This is a genomic window from Sphingomonas sp. P3_C5 (assembly GCF_056402635.1).
In genome coordinates, this window is sequence record NZ_JBFUHA010000003.1 from 160,553 (window position 1) to 177,056 (window position 16,504).

At 63.2% G+C, this 16,504-nt stretch carries 16 protein-coding genes and 1 tRNA gene; 9 read left to right on the forward strand and 8 right to left on the reverse strand.

Annotated features, from left to right (window positions below):
• The first annotated feature begins 199 nt into the window (after positions 1-199).
• Both AC1DVS_RS09620 and AC1DVS_RS09625 read left to right on the forward strand, forming a co-directional pair.
• On the forward strand, positions 200-379 hold the full coding sequence (locus tag AC1DVS_RS09620; protein WP_478022412.1) for a hypothetical protein: 180 nt from the start codon (positions 200-202) through the stop codon (positions 377-379).
• A 412-nt stretch (positions 380-791) separates the two neighbouring features.
• Positions 792-1,259, forward strand: a complete 468-nt coding sequence (locus AC1DVS_RS09625; protein WP_478022414.1) for a Ros/MucR family transcriptional regulator — start codon at positions 792-794, stop codon at positions 1,257-1,259.
• A 45-nt stretch (positions 1,260-1,304) separates the two neighbouring features.
• Here AC1DVS_RS09625 and AC1DVS_RS09630 read toward each other — a convergent pair whose 3' ends face one another.
• Positions 1,305-1,565 (reverse strand): hypothetical protein, encoded by a 261-nt coding sequence (locus AC1DVS_RS09630; RefSeq protein ID WP_478022416.1) that lies wholly within the window; start codon positions 1,563-1,565, stop codon positions 1,305-1,307.
• Positions 1,566-1,823: 258 nt separating this feature from the next.
• Between AC1DVS_RS09630 and AC1DVS_RS09635 the strand changes: the two genes are divergently transcribed.
• Positions 1,824-2,012, forward strand: coding sequence for a hypothetical protein (locus AC1DVS_RS09635; protein WP_478022418.1), 189 nt, complete (start codon positions 1,824-1,826; stop codon positions 2,010-2,012).
• A 188-nt stretch (positions 2,013-2,200) separates the two neighbouring features.
• Here AC1DVS_RS09635 and AC1DVS_RS09640 read toward each other — a convergent pair whose 3' ends face one another.
• From AC1DVS_RS09640 to aroA, 6 genes are all read right to left on the reverse strand, one after another.
• Positions 2,201-2,764 (reverse strand): hypothetical protein, encoded by a 564-nt coding sequence (locus AC1DVS_RS09640; protein WP_478022420.1) that lies wholly within the window; start codon positions 2,762-2,764, stop codon positions 2,201-2,203.
• A gap of 617 nt (positions 2,765-3,381) precedes the next feature.
• Complete coding sequence (locus AC1DVS_RS09645) at positions 3,382-4,560, reverse strand: tyrosine-type recombinase/integrase (protein ID WP_478022422.1); 1,179 nt, start codon at positions 4,558-4,560, stop codon at positions 3,382-3,384.
• Positions 4,561-4,763: 203 nt separating this feature from the next.
• Positions 4,764-5,042 (reverse strand): integration host factor subunit beta, encoded by a 279-nt coding sequence (locus AC1DVS_RS09650; protein ID WP_478022424.1) that lies wholly within the window; start codon positions 5,040-5,042, stop codon positions 4,764-4,766.
• Between the two features lie 204 nt (positions 5,043-5,246).
• Entirely contained in the window at positions 5,247-6,992 is a 1,746-nt protein-coding gene (gene rpsA, locus AC1DVS_RS09655) for a 30S ribosomal protein S1 (RefSeq protein WP_478022426.1), read from the reverse strand.
• Positions 6,993-7,204: 212 nt separating this feature from the next.
• Positions 7,205-7,843 (reverse strand): (d)CMP kinase, encoded by a 639-nt coding sequence (gene cmk, locus AC1DVS_RS09660; protein WP_478022428.1) that lies wholly within the window; start codon positions 7,841-7,843, stop codon positions 7,205-7,207.
• A 16-nt stretch (positions 7,844-7,859) separates the two neighbouring features.
• The gene (gene aroA / locus AC1DVS_RS09665; RefSeq protein WP_478022430.1) at positions 7,860-9,185 is read right to left on the reverse strand and encodes a 3-phosphoshikimate 1-carboxyvinyltransferase; all 1,326 of its coding nucleotides are present in this window, start codon (positions 9,183-9,185) and stop codon (positions 7,860-7,862) included.
• A gap of 103 nt (positions 9,186-9,288) precedes the next feature.
• Here aroA and AC1DVS_RS09670 point away from each other — a divergent pair, with 103 nt between their 5' ends.
• Together AC1DVS_RS09670 and AC1DVS_RS09675 are read left to right on the forward strand one after the other, a co-directional pair.
• A complete protein-coding gene (locus AC1DVS_RS09670; RefSeq protein ID WP_478022432.1) occupies positions 9,289-9,606 on the forward strand; it encodes a TIGR02300 family protein in 318 nt (105 codons plus the stop codon).
• A gap of 137 nt (positions 9,607-9,743) precedes the next feature.
• Positions 9,744-9,819 (forward strand) — tRNA-Ala (locus AC1DVS_RS09675).
• A 63-nt stretch (positions 9,820-9,882) separates the two neighbouring features.
• On the opposite strand, the gene AC1DVS_RS09680 is transcribed toward AC1DVS_RS09675, so the two are convergent.
• Complete coding sequence (locus AC1DVS_RS09680; RefSeq protein ID WP_478022434.1) at positions 9,883-11,052, reverse strand: hypothetical protein; 1,170 nt, start codon at positions 11,050-11,052, stop codon at positions 9,883-9,885.
• Positions 11,053-11,276: 224 nt separating this feature from the next.
• Between AC1DVS_RS09680 and AC1DVS_RS09685 the strand changes: the two genes are divergently transcribed.
• The 4 genes from AC1DVS_RS09685 (at position 11,277) to AC1DVS_RS09700 (ending at position 16,413) form a co-directional block, all read left to right on the forward strand.
• Positions 11,277-12,260, forward strand: coding sequence for a right-handed parallel beta-helix repeat-containing protein (locus AC1DVS_RS09685; protein ID WP_478022436.1), 984 nt, complete (start codon positions 11,277-11,279; stop codon positions 12,258-12,260).
• 178 nt (positions 12,261-12,438) lie between these two features.
• Positions 12,439-13,482: a methyl-accepting chemotaxis protein gene (locus AC1DVS_RS09690; protein WP_478022438.1), complete on the forward strand. Its 1,044-nt coding sequence runs from the start codon at positions 12,439-12,441 to the stop codon at positions 13,480-13,482.
• Between the two features lie 229 nt (positions 13,483-13,711).
• The gene (locus AC1DVS_RS09695; protein ID WP_478022440.1) at positions 13,712-14,611 is read left to right on the forward strand and encodes a helix-turn-helix domain-containing protein; all 900 of its coding nucleotides are present in this window, start codon (positions 13,712-13,714) and stop codon (positions 14,609-14,611) included.
• A gap of 119 nt (positions 14,612-14,730) precedes the next feature.
• Positions 14,731-16,413: a winged helix-turn-helix domain-containing protein gene (locus tag AC1DVS_RS09700; RefSeq protein WP_478022442.1), complete on the forward strand. Its 1,683-nt coding sequence runs from the start codon at positions 14,731-14,733 to the stop codon at positions 16,411-16,413.
• The last annotated feature ends 91 nt before the right edge of the window (positions 16,414-16,504 follow it).

Below are 16,504 nucleotides of genomic sequence, written 5' to 3' on the forward strand. Positions count from 1 at the left end.
GGCCGCTTGACCACTCTCAACTGTCATTTTGGCCGTTATGGATATCTCGTGCGTGCGTGGGTGAACCTAGGCGCAGGATAGCACAGCAATCCCTAAAAAATGGTTAACAAAACCCTAATTTCTAGATGCGAAGGGTTTCTGCGCCTCTTGTTACGCAGGCGATACTTCCCATCTCGGCCACGGCACAAAGGAGTCAGCCGTGGCGAAGAATACAGGCAATGGGTTTCGAGTTGGATCGGTCGATGATCGGACACAGTTTAAGGCCCCCAACGGTAATTTTGTGAAGCGCGATGCCGGATCGGGCCGGTTCATGGATCAGAAGAGCGGCGGTCAGCCGTTCAAGGGCGTCGCCAAGGAAAAGGACGGTCGGCGCAGCTAAGCCGATCAGGTCGTTTCACGGGTTCCATTTCCCCGGCGCTGATTGGGCGCTGGATGTTCGGTCATGACAGACGGTGCCGGTGGGCAAGGCGATGGGCTTCCTCGCGTGCAGCCCTATCCCGCCTGAGCGGCGCAAACGGCCTGTGCCCATCCGGCTAATGCCGTCCGTCGAGGTGCCTCCTCCATCGTGCAATTCAGCGCGGGGAACAGGAGGAACTCATGAACCAACTGCACGAACTGACGCTGCTGATCGACGCTTTTGCAGCGTTGATCGCCGCCATTGCACAACTGATTAACGCGATCCGGCGGCCCCCGTAGGGGCCGCAATTTTCGCGCGCGGGTGAGGCAATTGCCCCAGCCGTCGCGGTCTGGCATGCCCTCGCTTTGAAGAAACCACCATTTTGGATGTAACTATGACAGACACCTCCTCCCTTACTGCGCTCACGGCTATGATTACTGCCAATTTTGTGGCGAATAACCGGGTCGGCACGGGAGAGATCGGCGGCGTCATCGGTTCGGTCTATTCTGCCCTGGAGGCGCTGGGCGTGCCGGTTCTGGCGCCGGAACCCGAGTTCACCCCGGCGGTGACGATCCGCAAAAGCCTCTCCAGTCCGGACAAGATCATCTCGATGATCGACGGTAAGCCTTACTCGCTGCTCAAGCGCCATCTGACGACGCAAGGCCTCACGCCTGCCGAATATCGCGCGCGCTATAACCTGCCGGCGGATTACCCGATGACGGCGCCAGCCTACGCGGAGCGGCGCAAGCAACTCGCGCTCAAGATCGGGCTCGGCCGGAAGAAGGCAGTGTCGGCGGCTACCGTCGATCTTGCCCCGCCTGCCAAGGCTCGGCGTAAGACAGGCCTCACAACTCCGAAATAAATCGCGCCCTCGGTGCGGCAGGCGCCGCACCGAGGGGTGCCGAGACTATCGGGCCTCGGCATTGGCAGGTTTTTCGGTGATCTCGCGCATAACGATCTGACCTTTGATCGGCAGCGCATCGCAGTTGATCGAGAAACCTTTGCCGTCGCGGTTGCGCCAGGCGGCCCCGATCGGCTGCCAGAAGGCGGATTTGCCCTCGCCGGTGACAATGTAGAGGCGGTGAGTCGGCTTGGTGCTGGAAGTTTTGGTTTGCGTGGTCATGTTTTGCTCCTTGGTGTCCGCCGCCGGACCATCCTGCGGCTTCATGGGGAGCAAAAGGGGGCAGGCCAACGAGCCGAGGGTCACACCCCGCGCCAGCGCCCGAAGGGAGCGGAGCTGCACAAGCGTAGCGCGGAAGCGAGCTGGGTTTACCCTCGGCGGGCCTGCCCTAAACGCTCATCCATCAAGAAACCGTGGGTTGGTGCTGCGGTGGATGGGGGGAGATCAAACTCCGCAAAGCCTGCATCTTTAGGCTGGTTCTCGCGTTCTCTATCGGTGGCGTTGGTGCCACGAGGAGTAAGTCTCATGAACGGTGGCGATAAAGAGACCCCATCCGCTTCCGACCTTGCGGACATTGATCGCGCATCACGCGCTGGCGAAGACGACGGGAATGCCGGGACGCATGATCCCGATGACAAACTTGAAAACGATACGCCAGAGCAGGTTGAAGCTTATAATCAGAGCTACGACCATGCGAGCGATGAGGCGAAATGACGGCGCGCAGCGATCTCAATAGCTGCGTCAAATAGGCGCGGCTATCGGCGCGTCACACCCAAATCGCAACGCAGCGCCGCCTTCAAACTTTCGTGCGCGGCATTGCGCGCCTCTCGGTCGTCATTGGTATCAACGATTGCTTGAATGGCCGAATAGCCGCGCGGTTCAAGGGCCGGACACTGTGGCACCTATCCTTCTACTTCAGGCTCCGGCCAGCGGTGCAAAAGCGATTGCTCATGCGATTGTCGAGGCGCAGCCGCTGCGCTGATCGGCGCCCGCCATTGGACGCGGCCTTGCCCGTTGCCGACCAACTCGTCCTCCATCTGCTGTATGAGCTCGCGGTTCCTATGCCAGAACTGCTGTATCGCCGGATACGAGCGCTCGCCTGCGTAGAGCAGCTTTCGCTTCTCATCCTCTGACCAAGTTCTGTCGACGTAGATGAGTTCTTGGGCAATGTATTTTCTTACGCGCTCTCGCGCCCCGACGGTGATTCGTCCCGTAATCAAATGCGACGATCCGCACTCAAGAAACTCCATCAGGTTTTGATAGCCGATATGGGCGTCGATAGGATTCAGTGCGTGGCGAATTGCTTCTTCGTGCGCGCACATTCTGGAGAAGAAGGCCGATTCCGCTTCGCTCGCTTTCTGGACCCGATCGTACTGGCGATTGTCCGCGGCGATTGCCGCATTTGCCGACGATGCGAGAAAAGTTCCGATTGCGGAGCCGGTGCCCCACAGGGAGACGAACGACATTTCGAACCCTCGCCAATCTTAGACTGGCTCTCTCCCTAGGTATTAAACCTTAAGATTCTCCCACAGTGTATCAATCTAAAACAGAAGCCGTAGCTGTTAACCGCTTTTGAATGCGATGGTCGCTGCACGTTCGTTCCGCCGATGACCAACATGATCCTGGTTCCTGGATCATTTCGCTTGGACGCTGGCGGGTACCCGCCGCGCGCTGCCCTTCCGCCAGGCGTGTTCACTTCATGGCTGGTGCGGGCGGGGGGACTCGAACCCCCACAGGCCTTGCGGCCCTACGGATTTTCTTACCAGCTACGGCTTTCGCCGCCGCCCGCGAGGGCGTTTGTGGTCTGGACTATCCCTTCACCATGCCCCGCGAACGCGAGGGGTAGGTGCTGCCCGTCTAGTCTCTACACCTTCCCGGTGGCCATAAGCCGCCGGGCTTGGCTCGGGATTGCCATTTTACAGGGTTCCCCGAATTTGAGCAGTTCTACATCGCGGGTTTCCCCGTGAGCACTCAAGTCGTCTAAGTCCGGTGCGTCTACCAATTTCGCCACGCCCGCACAGCCGACGGCAGCTATAGTCGGCTGCGGAATCCGCGCCAAGGACCATCTATCATCTATCCGCAGCTATTCACGCCGCTTGGGTGGCTTGCGGACGTTCACAGCTTCGGCGTCAATCATGTCCTTGATGTGCGAGGCGTAAAATGTCTCGATCATCTCGACGCTGGTGCGACAGTTTTTTGCGATTTGATAAATGTCTGCGCCTTCAAGAAGGCGCATGGAAATGTAGGTGTGCCGCAGGCTGTAGGTCGTGCGAGGGCTGCCCTCGCGGTCCTGCTTTAGGCCAAGTTCATCCAAGATAGTGTTGAAGAGTTCTCGTTGGATGGTTGGGAATAAGAGGTCGTGAGGCTCGCGGTCGTGCCGCTTCTTCATGCGGAGGAACGGCATCACGGCGCCGGGCATTGACTTAGCCCAGCCGGTGCCACGCTTGCCGCGCACCGCTATGTGGAGAATGCGCTGCCGTCCGGGTCCGTCCTCGACGATCTGTACGTCCTCGACTTGAAGGCGCTTCGCCTCATCGGGCCTCAGGCCCGTGTTGCCCATGAAAAGCACGTAGTCGTGGAGGTCTTCGCAGGCTGTACGCCAGCGCTCTTTTTTAGGGTGCTTCGCCCGCTCGCGCGTCGCTTCGTAAAGTCGCTTGTACTCATCGGGAGAGAACCAGGCGCGATGTGAGACCTTTGAAGATGCCCGGTAAGGATCACTCATAATCGGCATGGCGGGCAGCCAGCCGTGCCGATTCGCGCATTTCAAAACCTGTCGTAGGCAGACGATCTCTTGATGCATTGTGCTGCGCGACGGGGCCTTGCCGTTGCGCTCGCCAGTGATTCGATCGGTGCCACCTTTCGTGATTCGATCGATTCGATAATCTTGGATCAAGCCAGACGTGATCTGGTTGATGGCCTTCGTTCCGAAGAAGGGAAGGAGGTAGAGGTCGAGTCGCTCTTGATGGCGTTGCACATATCGAGGGCTGCGCTGCCCTGCTGTGATGACTTTGAACTCGGTCATGAACCGCTTGGCCGCGTCAGCGAATGTCGGACCAGAATGAAGTTCGCCGCGAGCGGCTTTGCCCTTCAGTGTAAGGAACCAGTCCTCCGCCACGTCCTTGGCCTGTGCAAGGCTCGCCGTCTTGGTGCTGTGCCGAAGTTGCGCGCCGCCAACGCTGGCGCGGCATTGCCAGTAATTGCTTCTCGGGCGGCGAAAGAGCTGCACCTTGCCGCCGAGGATTTCATGAACCGCTTCAGCCATATGTAGCGCCCTCTCACTGCGCTAAATGCGCTAGGAGTGTGCTAGCGTTCTATGGCCTTTAAAGTACTACAAACACACGAAAAATCAAGCAGATTTTCTGCTTTTAAGTCCCGTGCGTCTACCAATTTCGCCACGTCCGCGCAGATCCTGCGAAGCGCATGGACGGACGGGCGTCAAGCCCGTTAGTCAGGGAAAGCCTGGCGTCAGACGTTCAAACGCTGGCGCATTTCCTTGCCGGGCTTGAAATAGGGGACGCGCTTGGCGTCGACTTCGACCACTTCGCCGGTGCGCGGGTTGCGGCCGGTACGGGCATCGCGGGCGCGGGTCGAAAAGGCACCGAAGCCGCGGAGCTCGACACGCCCGCCGCTTGCGAGGCGCTTGGAGATTTCGTCGAAGAAGGTCGTCACGATCGCTTCGACGTCGCGCATGGCCAGATCGGGGTTTTGCGCTGCGAGTGTCTCTACGAGTTCGGAACGGATCATAGCGCCATCGACTCCCTCAAACCGATTGTCGGTTAGCGGTTTTCACCCACGGTTTTTTGCTCCCACCCGTGAAATAACGACCGCCCCGGACCTTTATCTACATTAACTCAGGGTCGCACGATAGGACCGAAACGACGGAAAATCGCAAAAAATAGCCATTAAGGGCAGGGGAATAGCCTTTCCCCTGCCCATAATGGGTCACCCTTACTTCTTGGCTTCGCCGCTGCGCGCCTTGAGCGCTTCGCCGAGAATGTCGCCAAGCGATGCGCCCGAATCGGACGAACCATATTGCGCGACAGCCTGCTTCTCTTCGGAGATCTGCATCGCCTTGATCGAGAAGGTGGGCTTTTTCGAGCGATCGAAGCCGGTGACCATCGCATCGAACTTCTGGCCGACCTGGAAGCGCTCGGGGCGCTGCTCGTCACGGTCGCGACCGAGATCGGTGCGCTTGATGAAGCCGGTCGCGCCGTCGTCGCCGACCTGTACTTCGAGGCCCGCGTCGCGGACTTCGAGCACCGTCACGGTGACGATCGCATTCTTGTTGAGGCTGCCGCCGCCGCTGCTGCGGGCAGCAACCGCGCCGCCTTCAGCCGCGCCGCCGACTGCCGGAGCACCGCGCTCGAGCTGCTTCATGCCAAGCGAGATACGCTCCTTCTCGGCATCGATATCGAGCACGACGGCCGAAACCATCTCGCCCTTGCGGTGCAGGTTGAGCGCGTCCTCGCCAGACACGCCCCAGGCGATGTCGGACATATGGACCATGCCGTCGACGTCATTGTCGAGGCCGATGAACAGGCCGAACTCAGTCGCGTTCTTGACTTCGCCTTCAACGGTCGAGCCGACCGGATGCGCCTCGGCAAAGGCCTCCCACGGATTGGCCTGGGCCTGCTTGAGCCCAAGCGAGATGCGGCGCTTGTCGGGATCGACCTCGAGCACGACGACGTCGACTTCCTGGCTGGTCGAGACGATCTTGCCCGGATGGACGTTCTTCTTGGTCCAGCTCATCTCCGAGACATGGACCAGGCCTTCGATGCCCGGCTCGAGCTCGACGAACGCACCATATTCAGTGATGTTGGTCACGCGGCCCGACAGCTTGGCGCCGACCGGATACTTGACCGCGGCACCTTCCCACGGATCGCTCTCGAGCTGCTTCATGCCGAGCGAGATACGCTGCGTGTCCTTGTTGATGCGGATGATCTGGACGCGGACGGTGTCGCCGATGTTCAGAACTTCGCTCGGGTGGCCGACGCGCTTGTAGCTGAGATCAGTCACGTGCAGCAGGCCGTCGATGCCGCCGAGATCAACGAACGCACCATAATCAGTGATGTTCTTGACGACGCCGTCGATCACCTGGCCCTCGGCCAGCGACAGGATCAGGCCCGAACGCTGCTCTGCGCGGGTCTCTTCGAGGATCGCGCGGCGCGAAACGACGATGTTGCCGCGCTTGCGGTCCATCTTCAGGATCTGGAAGGGCTGCGGGATGTCCATCAGCGGGGTCACGTCGCGGACCGGGCGGATATCGACCTGCGAACCCGGCAGGAAGGCAACGGCGCCGTTCAGGTCGACGGTGAAGCCGCCCTTGACGCGGCCGAAGATGACACCCTCGACACGAGCGGTCTTGGAGAATTCGGTTTCAAGCTTGTCCCAGGCAGCTTCGCGGCGGGCGCGGTCGCGCGATAGCATCGCTTCGCCGTGGACGTTCTCGACGCGGTCGACATAGACTTCGACTTCGTCGCCAACCTTGAGATCGGCCTTCTGGCCGGGCATCGCGAATTCGCGAAGCGGAACGCGGCCTTCGGACTTGAGGCCGACATCGATCACGGCGAGATCATTCTCGATCGCAGTGACGGTGCCCTTGACGACGCGCCCTTCGAAGCTGTCGGCATCGCCGAGCGTTTCGTTGAGGAGGGCCGCGAAATCGTCGCGTGTTGGGTTTGCCGAAGTGGCCATAAAGTATCTGTATCCTAGTTCAGTTTCCGGCCAGCCGGTTGTCTCCGGCGGTCTTGGCCAATGCTGCCGCGGCGGCCGATTGCCGATCGCGACGTCCAACGACAATTGCCCTCGTGAAAAGCTGCCGACGAAAGCGAAAAGGGCGCGTAAGCGGGTCGGCCAAGTCCCTTCGTTGAAAAGGGGTCGCCGTTTCCGCTTCGCGCCTCGCCGGGCTAGGGTGTCGCCACCTTTGCCGCTGTCCGAGCCTCCACGAGCGTAATCGCCCGCTGGATGGCGGCGTCTATAGAGAGAAAGCTGGTATCCAGCAAGGCGGCATCGTCAGCCGGTTGCATCGGCGCGGTACCGCGAGTTGAGTCGCGCAGATCGCGGGCGCGGATATCGAGCAGGACCCGGTCCAGGCTCACGGTCGAGCCGCGCGCGCGGAGCTCGGCATGGCGGCGCTTGGCGCGGATATTGGGCGTGGCCCGGATGAACAGTTTCGCATCGGCGTCAGGCGCGATCACCGTGCCGATATCGCGGCCGTCGAGCACCGCACCGCCCGGCTGATGCGCGAACCTGCGCTGGCGGTGGAGCAGGGCGGCGCGCACCAGCGGGTGAACGGAGACGACGGAGGCGAGCTTCCCGATCTCGTCCGTGCGCAGGATCGGGTTTTCCAGCAGCATCTCGTCGAAATCGCAGGCGGCGACGCAGTCGGCCTCGATACTGGGGTCGAGCTCGAGCCGCTCCACATTCGCGGCGACGGCGCGGTACAGCAATCCGGTGTCGAGGTGTGGCAGGCGATAATGTTTGGCGAGCGCGCGTGCGATCGTGCCTTTGCCCGATGCTGCTGGTCCGTCGACGGCGATGATCATTCTGGTACCAAGCGCCTCATCTCCCAAGCACGTCAAGCGTTTCGAAGAAATTGGGATAAGATGTAGCGATTGGCGAGACATCGTCGATAGTCAGCGCGGTTTTCGCGGCGAGCCCCGCCACCACCATGCTCATCGCAATGCGGTGATCGAGCTGCGAGGCGATCGTTCCGCCACCGCGGATAGGCTCGCCGCCCGAGCCTTGGATGGCAAGCCCGTCCTCGAATTCCTCGGTGTGTACGCCGCACGCGCCCAGCGCTTGTGCCATCGCGACGATCCGGTCGGATTCCTTGACGCGCAGCTCATGTGCGCCCCGCGCGACGGTGCGCCCTTCGGCAAAGGCGGCGGCCACGAACAGCACCGGATATTCGTCGATCATGCTCGGCGCGAGGTGATGGGGCACATCGACGGCCCGGAGCGTGGCATGGCGGACGCGCAGATCGGCGACTGGCTCGCCGCCGACGATCCGCGGATTTTCCTCGGTGATGTCGGCGCCCATCATCCTCAGCACTTCGAACAGCCCGGCGCGGGTCGGGTTCAGGCCGACATTCGCCACCACCACGTCGGAGCCGGGCACGATCGACGCGGCGACCACGAGGAACGCGGCTGACGAGGGATCGCCCGGCACGATGATCGATTGCGGCTTCAGCTCGGCCTCGCCGGTGAGCGAGATGATCCGGCCCTGGTTGGTGACCTCCACGCTCAGCTCGGCGCCAAAGCCTCTCAGCATCCGCTCGCTATGATCGCGGGTCGCGATCGGCTCGATCACGCGGGTGATGCCCGGCGTGTTGAGCCCCGCGAGCAGCACCGCCGACTTCACCTGCGCCGAGGCGACCGGCAGCGTATATTCGATCGGTATCGCCGGGCAGAGCCCGCGCACCATCAGCGGCAACCGCCCGCCGGGGCTTGAGGTGATGTCAGCGCCCATCATCGACAGCGGCTCGATCACCCGCGCCATCGGCCGCTTCGAGAGCGAGGCGTCGCCGATGAATGTCGCGGTGATCGCGTGGCTCGAGACGAGCCCCATCAGCAGCCGCGTCGAGGTGCCCGAATTGCCCATGTCGAGCGCCTGCCCGGGCTGGAGCAGCCCGCCGACGCCGACACCGTGCACGCGCCACACATCGTCTGCCCCGCGCTCGATATCAGCGCCCATCGCGCGCAATGCGGCGGCGGTGGCGAGCACATCCTCGCCTTCGAGCAGCCCCTCGATCCGGCTTTCGCCGACGGCCAGCGCCGAAAACATCAGCGCACGGTGGCTGATCGACTTGTCGCCGGGCACGGCAACGGTGCCGCCAAGCGGGCCGGAGGGACGGATTTCGCGGGAGAGGGGGAGGGGGTGGGCCATTGGCGCGGGCTTTTGACAGTGCGCTTGCGCTATGGCAAGGCGCGCCCCACTTTGCGGGTCACACTCGCAAAACTCCCATTTTTTCGAAAGGTCGAATCGGCACATGGTCAAGCCGGAATGGGGCACGAAACGGTCGTGTCCGAAATGCGCAACGCGCTTCTATGATCTTGGCAAGGACGATCCCGTCACCTGCATCGCATGCGGTCAGGCATGGGAGCCCGAGCCCATTCTGAAGTCGAAACAGCCCCTGCCGTTCGACGCTCCCAAGCCCGAGCTCATCAAGAAGGACGATGATCTGGTCGGCGAAGACGAGGATATCGACACCGGTGAAGACGAGGAGCCCTCGCCCGACGACGAGGTCGATCTCGGCGGCGATGACGATCTGGGCGTCGAGACGCCGACGGACGACGACGAACATTGATGTGATCGCCCGAGCGCGCCGGCCTGGCCGCTGCGCTCGGGCAAGTTTTATCGGCGAACGGCTTTAGAGCCGCTTGCCAAGGGCGCATCGCCTCGCTAGGGGCGACGCCTTCGCGGGAAATTCCAGACCCGCGAGATGGGGCCGTAGCTCAGCTGGGAGAGCGCTGCGATGGCATTGCAGAGGTCTGGGGTTCGATCCCCCACGGCTCCACCATTCTTCCCTTTTTCCTGAATCCCGCCGCTCCTGGGCCTCACTGTAGGGAGCCGGGGTAGAGCCCTATTCCTCACTGTCTTTCCGGCCGAACATCTTTTGGCGGAAGAGTGATCTGGTCGCTGGCGCGGGCGGTGGCGGAGGCGCTGGCCGGGCTGCCGGCGGCGGTGCGTCGTCGCCGCGGGCACGAACCTCGAATCGCCCACCGGCGCCTTCAGCGAGAGCCCGCTTCTCACGCCATTCGTCCGTCAGCTCCTGCTGGGCTTCCTGCTCGGGAGGCATCAGGTCGGTCGGCGGGTTGCGGTCATCGAACGCCCGGTCGCGCGGCACAAAGTCAGGCGACTGGAAACCCTGCGCGCGGTGCATGAGCGGCACCAGCTCGTAGAGCGGAACATCGCCCTCCGTCGCGTCGTGATGGATAACGCGGTAGGAGAGGCTGCCGTCCTCAGGCCCGAAAGTGTCGCCGTCCGGGATGATATAGCCCTTGTCGTGCGTCGCGAGCCGCAGGAATGCGAGGATCGTCTCGAAATTGGCGCTCCAATCGATCACGCTCGGCTCGATCAGCACTTCGCGGCCGATGAAGTGGCGGGCGCCGAAGGTCCGGATCCCGGCTTCGGGCCTTCCGCCGGCACCCCCGGATTTGCCGAACAGGAAGGGGTGGATGTGCAGCGGGCCAGGTGCGCCTGCGCCGGCCAGCGTGCTGAATATCTCGGGCGGGAAAAGCAGGTTGCTCTGGGTCCAGTGGATGAGCTCGGCCGGCGCGACATCGCAGATGATGCGCGTGATCTGCGCGAGCGCCTGGAGCCGCGTTTTGAACTGCGGCAAGGAGGCGCCCTCGCGCGGCATCCCGATTTCCTCGAGCATCGCCGCCATCTCCGAATCCTCCAGCGCATCGCCGAGCACGCCGTGCGAGACGTTGACCAAGATGTGCGAGCGGCCCTTCTGGATGCGCGCGCGCGCATCGGGGCAGTAGGTGCCGGTCACCACCGAGGAGAGCGGCTGCTCGAAGACTGCCTCGTTCGCGGGCCTGTCCATATATTCAAGCGTGATCATCAGATCGTCGCTGCCGCCGCCGCCGAAGAGACGATAGAAGATGCCCGGCTTCGCCTCGACCCTATTGAAGCGCCCGCCCGATCGTTCCTCCTCCATCTTCGTGAAAGCATCGACCATCTGGTCGAGCGATGTGATTCGCTGGTCGAACACGATCGCCGACTGGAGTTCGTTCGGAAATTGCATCTGTCCCTCCCGGTTCAGGTCGCTCCTTACAATGAGAGGCGTTTCAAAAGACTGACTGCCGCTCGCGGGATAATGAAGGTGCGGATCAAAGGCCTTGTCGCGACCGCGCCTGTACCGGAGCGGGATACGCGCCGTCGGGGCAAAGATTCCGTTCGCCGTCAAATCGGGAAATAGAGTAAAGGCGTCCCGCCGCCGGCTAGCGTCGGCAATCCTAGGGGGGACCTATGATGATCCAAATACTGAAACGGGCGGTGTTGATTGCCGCCGCGGCACTGACGACTGGCATGCTTTACAGCGCACCGGCTGCCGCACAGGCAACGCGGACCTGGATTTCGGGCGTCGGTGACGATGCCAATCCGTGCAGTCGCACCGCGCCGTGCAAGACCTTCCAGGGCGCCCTCCCGAAAACGGCTGCCGGCGGCGAGATCAACTGCCTCGATCCGGGCGGCTTCGGCGCGGTCACCATCACCAAATCCATCTCGATCATCTGCGACAGCAACGAATCCGGCATTCTCGTCGCCGCGACCAACGCGATCATCGTCAACGGCGCCGGCGCTGTCGTGCAGATCAGCGGCATCGACTTCGAAGGCCTCGGCCAGACCGGGGTCGCAGCGAACTCAGCCATCTGGTTCGCCAACGGCGCGTCGCTCACGGTGCGCAACTCGAAGATGCGCGGGTTCCGGAACAGCTACGCCATCAACTTCACACCCTCCGCGAATGCTACCCTGACCGTCGACAATGTCTCCATCTCCGAAAGCGGCATTGCCTCCAACGTTCTTTCGGGCGGCATCGTGGTGGCCCCGCAGGTCGGCGTCAGCGTCCAGGCGACGCTCACCAATGTGCAGATCGTCAACAGCCTCAATGCCGGCTTGCGGATCGACACCCAGGCGGGCGCCGGCACCGCCGCCGCCGTCGTGATCAAGAACATCCAGATATCGAACACCGGTTCCGGCATCACCCTGCGGTCGGTTGCCGGCGCTCCGGCGACCCTGATGCTCACGGATTCGATCGTCTCCGGCAACGTCGCGACAGGCATCATGGCGAAGGGCGCCGCATCCGTTGCACGGGTCGGCACCACGACAATCACCGGCAATCTCGATGCGCTCAGCATCGCCGGCGGCGCGTCGATCTTCAGCTACGGCAACAACCGCGTCGACGGTAACACCAACGACACCGCGTTCACGCTGCCAGTGATCCCCTCGCACTGATCTGCTTTCCAGCTTGGCAAGCAAGCGCCCCGGTCGGAAACGGCCGGGGCGTTTTTCGTTCAGCCCCAAGCCGCTGTTAACACTCCATATGCAATTCGACGCGATAGTGACGACACCGTAACGGTATCGAGCGAACCGGCTCCTGGAGAGGAAGAACAATCCATCCAGGGGGATTTGTGTGGCCGACGCCGTTTTGAAGCTTGCCTATGAAGTTTCGCGCGTAACCGAAGAAAAGGTCGGCCTGATCGACGGCGTGATGCGCCGGACGGGAGTCCTCGCGCTCAATGCCCGGCTGGAAGCGGCGCGCGCCGGCGATGGCGGCTCGGCCTTTGCGATCGTCGCGCAGGAAATGAGTTCCGTCGCGGGCGATATCCGCGGCATTGTCAACGAGCTGCGCGAAGCGGTCGCGACCAATATCGACATGCTGAAACGCGCCGGATCCGAGATGCAGTTCGAATTCCGCGGCGAACGCCTCGCCGATCTGGCACGCAACGCAGTCGAGATCATCGATCGCAACCTGTACGAGCGGTCCTGCGACGTGCGCTGGTGGGCGACTGACGCAGCAATGCTCGAGGCCCTTGCCGCGCCGGGCCCGGAAACCGCCGCCCGCGCCCAGGAGCGGCTGGCGACGATCCTGCGCTCCTACACTGTCTATCTCGATCTCTGGATCGCCGATGCGAACGGCAAGGTCATCGCGCACGGCCGCCCCGATATCTATCGCGGGGTGATCGGCGCCGACGTCTCGCAGTGCGAATGGTTTCAGCGCGGCATGGCGGCGCAAAGCGGGGATGATTTCGCGGTGTGCGACATCACCACCAAGCCGCTGCTCGGTTCGGCGGCGGTCGCCAGCTATTCGACCGCGATCCGCGCCGGCGGACGGAGTGACGGCGCGCGGATCGGCGCGATGGGCATCTTCTTCGATTGGGCGCCCCAGGCCGCCGCGATCGTCGAGGGCGTCGGGCTTTCGGACGAGGAGCGCGGGATGTGCCGGGTGATGCTGCTCGGCGCAGACCACCGCGTGCTCGCGGCGTCGGACCGGCGCGGGCTGCTGAGCGAGCGCTTCAGGCTCGACACCGAAGGGCGGGAGCGCGGGTGGTACCGCGAAGGCAACCGCATCATCGCCTTCGCCAGCACACCGGGTTACGAAACCTATCAGGGGCTTGGCTGGTATGGCTGCATCGAATCAGCGATCGACCCGGCTTGGGTGGACGGGGGCGGGTGAGGGCCAGATGTCTCACCTCGCGTGAGGGATGCGCCATGGTCGTCATCAATACTCTCCGATAGTCCCTGATCTCCCCTTCTCCCGGTGGGCGCCCTATTCGGGAGCCACGACCCTCAACAGGTACATCGGCACGCACTGACCGGTGCAACGGTTGCAGCGACCGATGCAACGGTTGCACGCAGCGGGTGCAACGTTGCATCTGGATCGATTTCGTAACAATCTGTTGGCCATGGCGGACTCCGACGACTTTACGGCAAAGCTCAGCGTCGTGCTCAAGGCATTGACGATCAGCAGGGGGCGGCTTGCGGTAGAGGTCGGCGTCGACAAATCCCTTGTCGGCCGGTGGTGCGCCGGGACGGTGCGCCCTTCAGCGCACAACCTCGCCAGGCTGACCGAAGCGATTGCCGCTCGCTCGGCCGGGTTCACCATGCACGATTGGGACAAGTCGCCGGCGGCGCTGGCGGAGCGCTTCGGTGTTTCCTTGTCCGAACGCACCGCGAGGTCGCCGAACGAGATCGACTGGATCGCACCCCAGATCTTCGCCGAGGCAATGGCCAACACCGGCGCGCGTTCGAACGACTATGAGGGGTTCTGGCGAACCACGCGCCTCGCATCGGAACTTCCGGGTGAATTCATCCACGATCACATCATGCTGCGGCGTACATCGACGGGCATGCTCGGCTTCAGAGCCGGCGTGTTCGACGTACGCTTCACCGGCTGGGCGCTGCCGCTGCAGCATCAGCTGGTGACACTCGCCAATGTCGATGACAGCGGTACATTCGTGTTCGGCATCTTCAATGGCACGGCGCGTCACCGTGCGGACGTCATGGACGGCCTGTTGATGACCTGCCTGCGCGATGCGGGAACCTCGCCGGTGGCGATGCGCTGCCTGATGACCCGCATCGGGCAACTCAGCGGCGATGCCGCCGCCGATGACGAAAGACTGGATGAGCTTCTGACATCATCTCCAGTCGCCACGCCGGAGTCCGCGCCTGATGCGGTGCGCGAGCATTTGTGGAGCGAATGCGGCATGGAGAGTTTTGCCAAGGGCGGTGACGCGACGCTCGCCATGCATTTCGCCCGCTCCATGGCGCGTGGGCCGCTCTTCTCGGCGCCGCTGGTGGGCTGATCAGAGACGCGACTGGGGCGCGGACGCCACCGGATCGCCCAGCCCTGTTCATCGGCCGCTCGGAGTCCCGACACGAGAAACTTGTGGACCGCGGGCGCGCGTCAGGTTCAAAAATAGCCATGGACGACAATATCCTCGCCCGATCTTCAACGGTTGCGCATGCGCCGTTCCACATTGCGAGCTTTCTGGTCGACCCAAGCCGCAACCTCGTCGATTCAGGCGGTGAGCAACAATCGCTCGAGCCGCGGATCATGGACGTTCTGTGCCACCTCGCGGCGAGCGGCGGCGCAGTGGTGTCGCGCCCGGCGATCATCGATGCAGTCTGGGGCCGGGCCTTTGGCGCCGATGAAAGCCTCACGCGCGCGATATCGCGCTTGCGCAAGGTGTTCGGCGACACCCGCTCGCCACCCTGGCTGATCGAGACGGTTCCCAAACGCGGCTATCGGCTGATCGCCCCGGTGCGGTTCGACCGGGATCCACTCAAGCCCAACGCCGATCCGGCAACCCCCATCGTGCGCCCGAAGCCGAGGATCCTGATCGGCCTAGTGCTGGCGTTGACGCTTCTGGTCGGCGCAATTGCGCTCTGGCGCACCCTCGCCCCGGCGCGCGCTTCCGATGACGCGATCTTCGTCACCCTGTCTCCATTCGATTCGATCGGCAACGGCCTGGACGGTCGCGGTAAGCTGCTCGCCGAGCGCATAGCCGCGTCCCTGTCGCGGGTCAGTCTGCTTCGGGTGACGAGAACCGATGCGAAGCCGGCGGCGAGCGATTATCTTTATGCAATCCACGGCACGATGCAGCGCTCTGGCGAAAAGCTGCGGGTGACAGTGACGCTCGACGATGCCGCGACTCATGTCACCTTGTGGTCGGGCAGTTTCGACCGCCCACTGGACGCGGGACCGGCCGACGATCTGCCGGGTACGATCGCCGCCGAGCTCGACAACCGGCTGCTCGCGGCCGCCAAGGCGACGATCCGCAAAAAGCCGAGCCAGGACCTGAAACCCTGGGAGCTGACCCTGCTCGCGACCTGGGTACCGGGCAGCGACGAAGTCTTCCTGCGCCCGCACACCGCCGATTCCTTCTGGCCGCAGCGTCGGGCGCTCGAACTCGATCCCGGCTACGCCCCAGCCCATGCCTCGCTCGCAAGCGCCCTCGCATACCGCGCCATGTTCACCTCAAACATCGACGGCACCGCGCTCCTCCGCGAAGCCGGCCAGCACGCCGAGCAGGCGCGCGCGCTGGCGCCCTATGATTCCGGCGTGCTCTACGAACTCGCCACCTATTATCGGCTGGTCGGCGACCGCCCCGGCGCGATCGCCGCGCTCGACCGTGTCATTGCGATCCAGCCCGATCATCCCACCGCAACCCTCGACCGGCAATTCATCGCCGGCCAATGCACCCCGGGCGCGCCCGCCGCGCTTGCCGGCCTCGAACAGGCGCTTACGCGGATCTCGCCAGAAAACCCCGTCCGCTGGGTCCTGTTGTCGCACATCGGCGATCTCCATCTGGCGCGCGGCGACTATGCCGCGGCCAGGCAGGCAGCCGAACAATCGCGACAGATCGTCCGGATGACCTGGTCGGGGATCACCCTGGCCGCCGCAGCAGCCGCGCTGGGCGATCAGGATGCGGCGCGCCAGGTGTCGCGCGAGACCCGCCTCGAATGGCCGAAGCTCGACTGGAATGCCTTCGCGGCGAAAGGCGTGCCCCTGTGGTGCCTGCGCGGGACCGACCAATCCAGCGCCGCTGCGGCCTTCCGTCGGCTCGGCGCGATCGATCAGCAAGGGCTCAATCCCGGCCTTTGAGAAAAACATCGGCCAACCATCACCCATCCCACAGGACGCCCATAGCCCGACTTGCCACAGCCTCGCCCATCCCAACGGCAGAGGCGCTGAC

What these genes read in the sequence shown, in the direction of transcription:
- AC1DVS_RS09625 (WP_478022414.1), top strand. Translation starts at nt 792, where the DNA reads ATGACAGACACCTCCTCCCTTACTGCGCTCACGGCTATGATTACTGCC.
- AC1DVS_RS09630 (WP_478022416.1), bottom strand. Translation starts at nt 1,565, where the DNA reads ATGAAGCCGCAGGATGGTCCGGCGGCGGACACCAAGGAGCAAAACATG.
- AC1DVS_RS09635 (WP_478022418.1), top strand. Translation starts at nt 1,824, where the DNA reads ATGAACGGTGGCGATAAAGAGACCCCATCCGCTTCCGACCTTGCGGAC.
- AC1DVS_RS09640 (WP_478022420.1), bottom strand. Translation starts at nt 2,764, where the DNA reads ATGTCGTTCGTCTCCCTGTGGGGCACCGGCTCCGCAATCGGAACTTTT.
- AC1DVS_RS09645 (WP_478022422.1), bottom strand. Translation starts at nt 4,560, where the DNA reads ATGGCTGAAGCGGTTCATGAAATCCTCGGCGGCAAGGTGCAGCTCTTT.
- AC1DVS_RS09650 (WP_478022424.1), bottom strand. Translation starts at nt 5,042, where the DNA reads ATGATCCGTTCCGAACTCGTAGAGACACTCGCAGCGCAAAACCCCGAT.
- rpsA (WP_478022426.1), bottom strand. Translation starts at nt 6,992, where the DNA reads ATGGCCACTTCGGCAAACCCAACACGCGACGATTTCGCGGCCCTCCTC.
- cmk (WP_478022428.1), bottom strand. Translation starts at nt 7,843, where the DNA reads ATGATCATCGCCGTCGACGGACCAGCAGCATCGGGCAAAGGCACGATC.
- aroA (WP_478022430.1), bottom strand. Translation starts at nt 9,185, where the DNA reads ATGGCCCACCCCCTCCCCCTCTCCCGCGAAATCCGTCCCTCCGGCCCG.
- AC1DVS_RS09670 (WP_478022432.1), top strand. Translation starts at nt 9,289, where the DNA reads ATGGTCAAGCCGGAATGGGGCACGAAACGGTCGTGTCCGAAATGCGCA.
- AC1DVS_RS09680 (WP_478022434.1), bottom strand. Translation starts at nt 11,052, where the DNA reads ATGCAATTTCCGAACGAACTCCAGTCGGCGATCGTGTTCGACCAGCGA.
- AC1DVS_RS09685 (WP_478022436.1), top strand. Translation starts at nt 11,277, where the DNA reads ATGATGATCCAAATACTGAAACGGGCGGTGTTGATTGCCGCCGCGGCA.
- AC1DVS_RS09695 (WP_478022440.1), top strand. Translation starts at nt 13,712, where the DNA reads ATGGCGGACTCCGACGACTTTACGGCAAAGCTCAGCGTCGTGCTCAAG.
- AC1DVS_RS09700 (WP_478022442.1), top strand. Translation starts at nt 14,731, where the DNA reads ATGGACGACAATATCCTCGCCCGATCTTCAACGGTTGCGCATGCGCCG.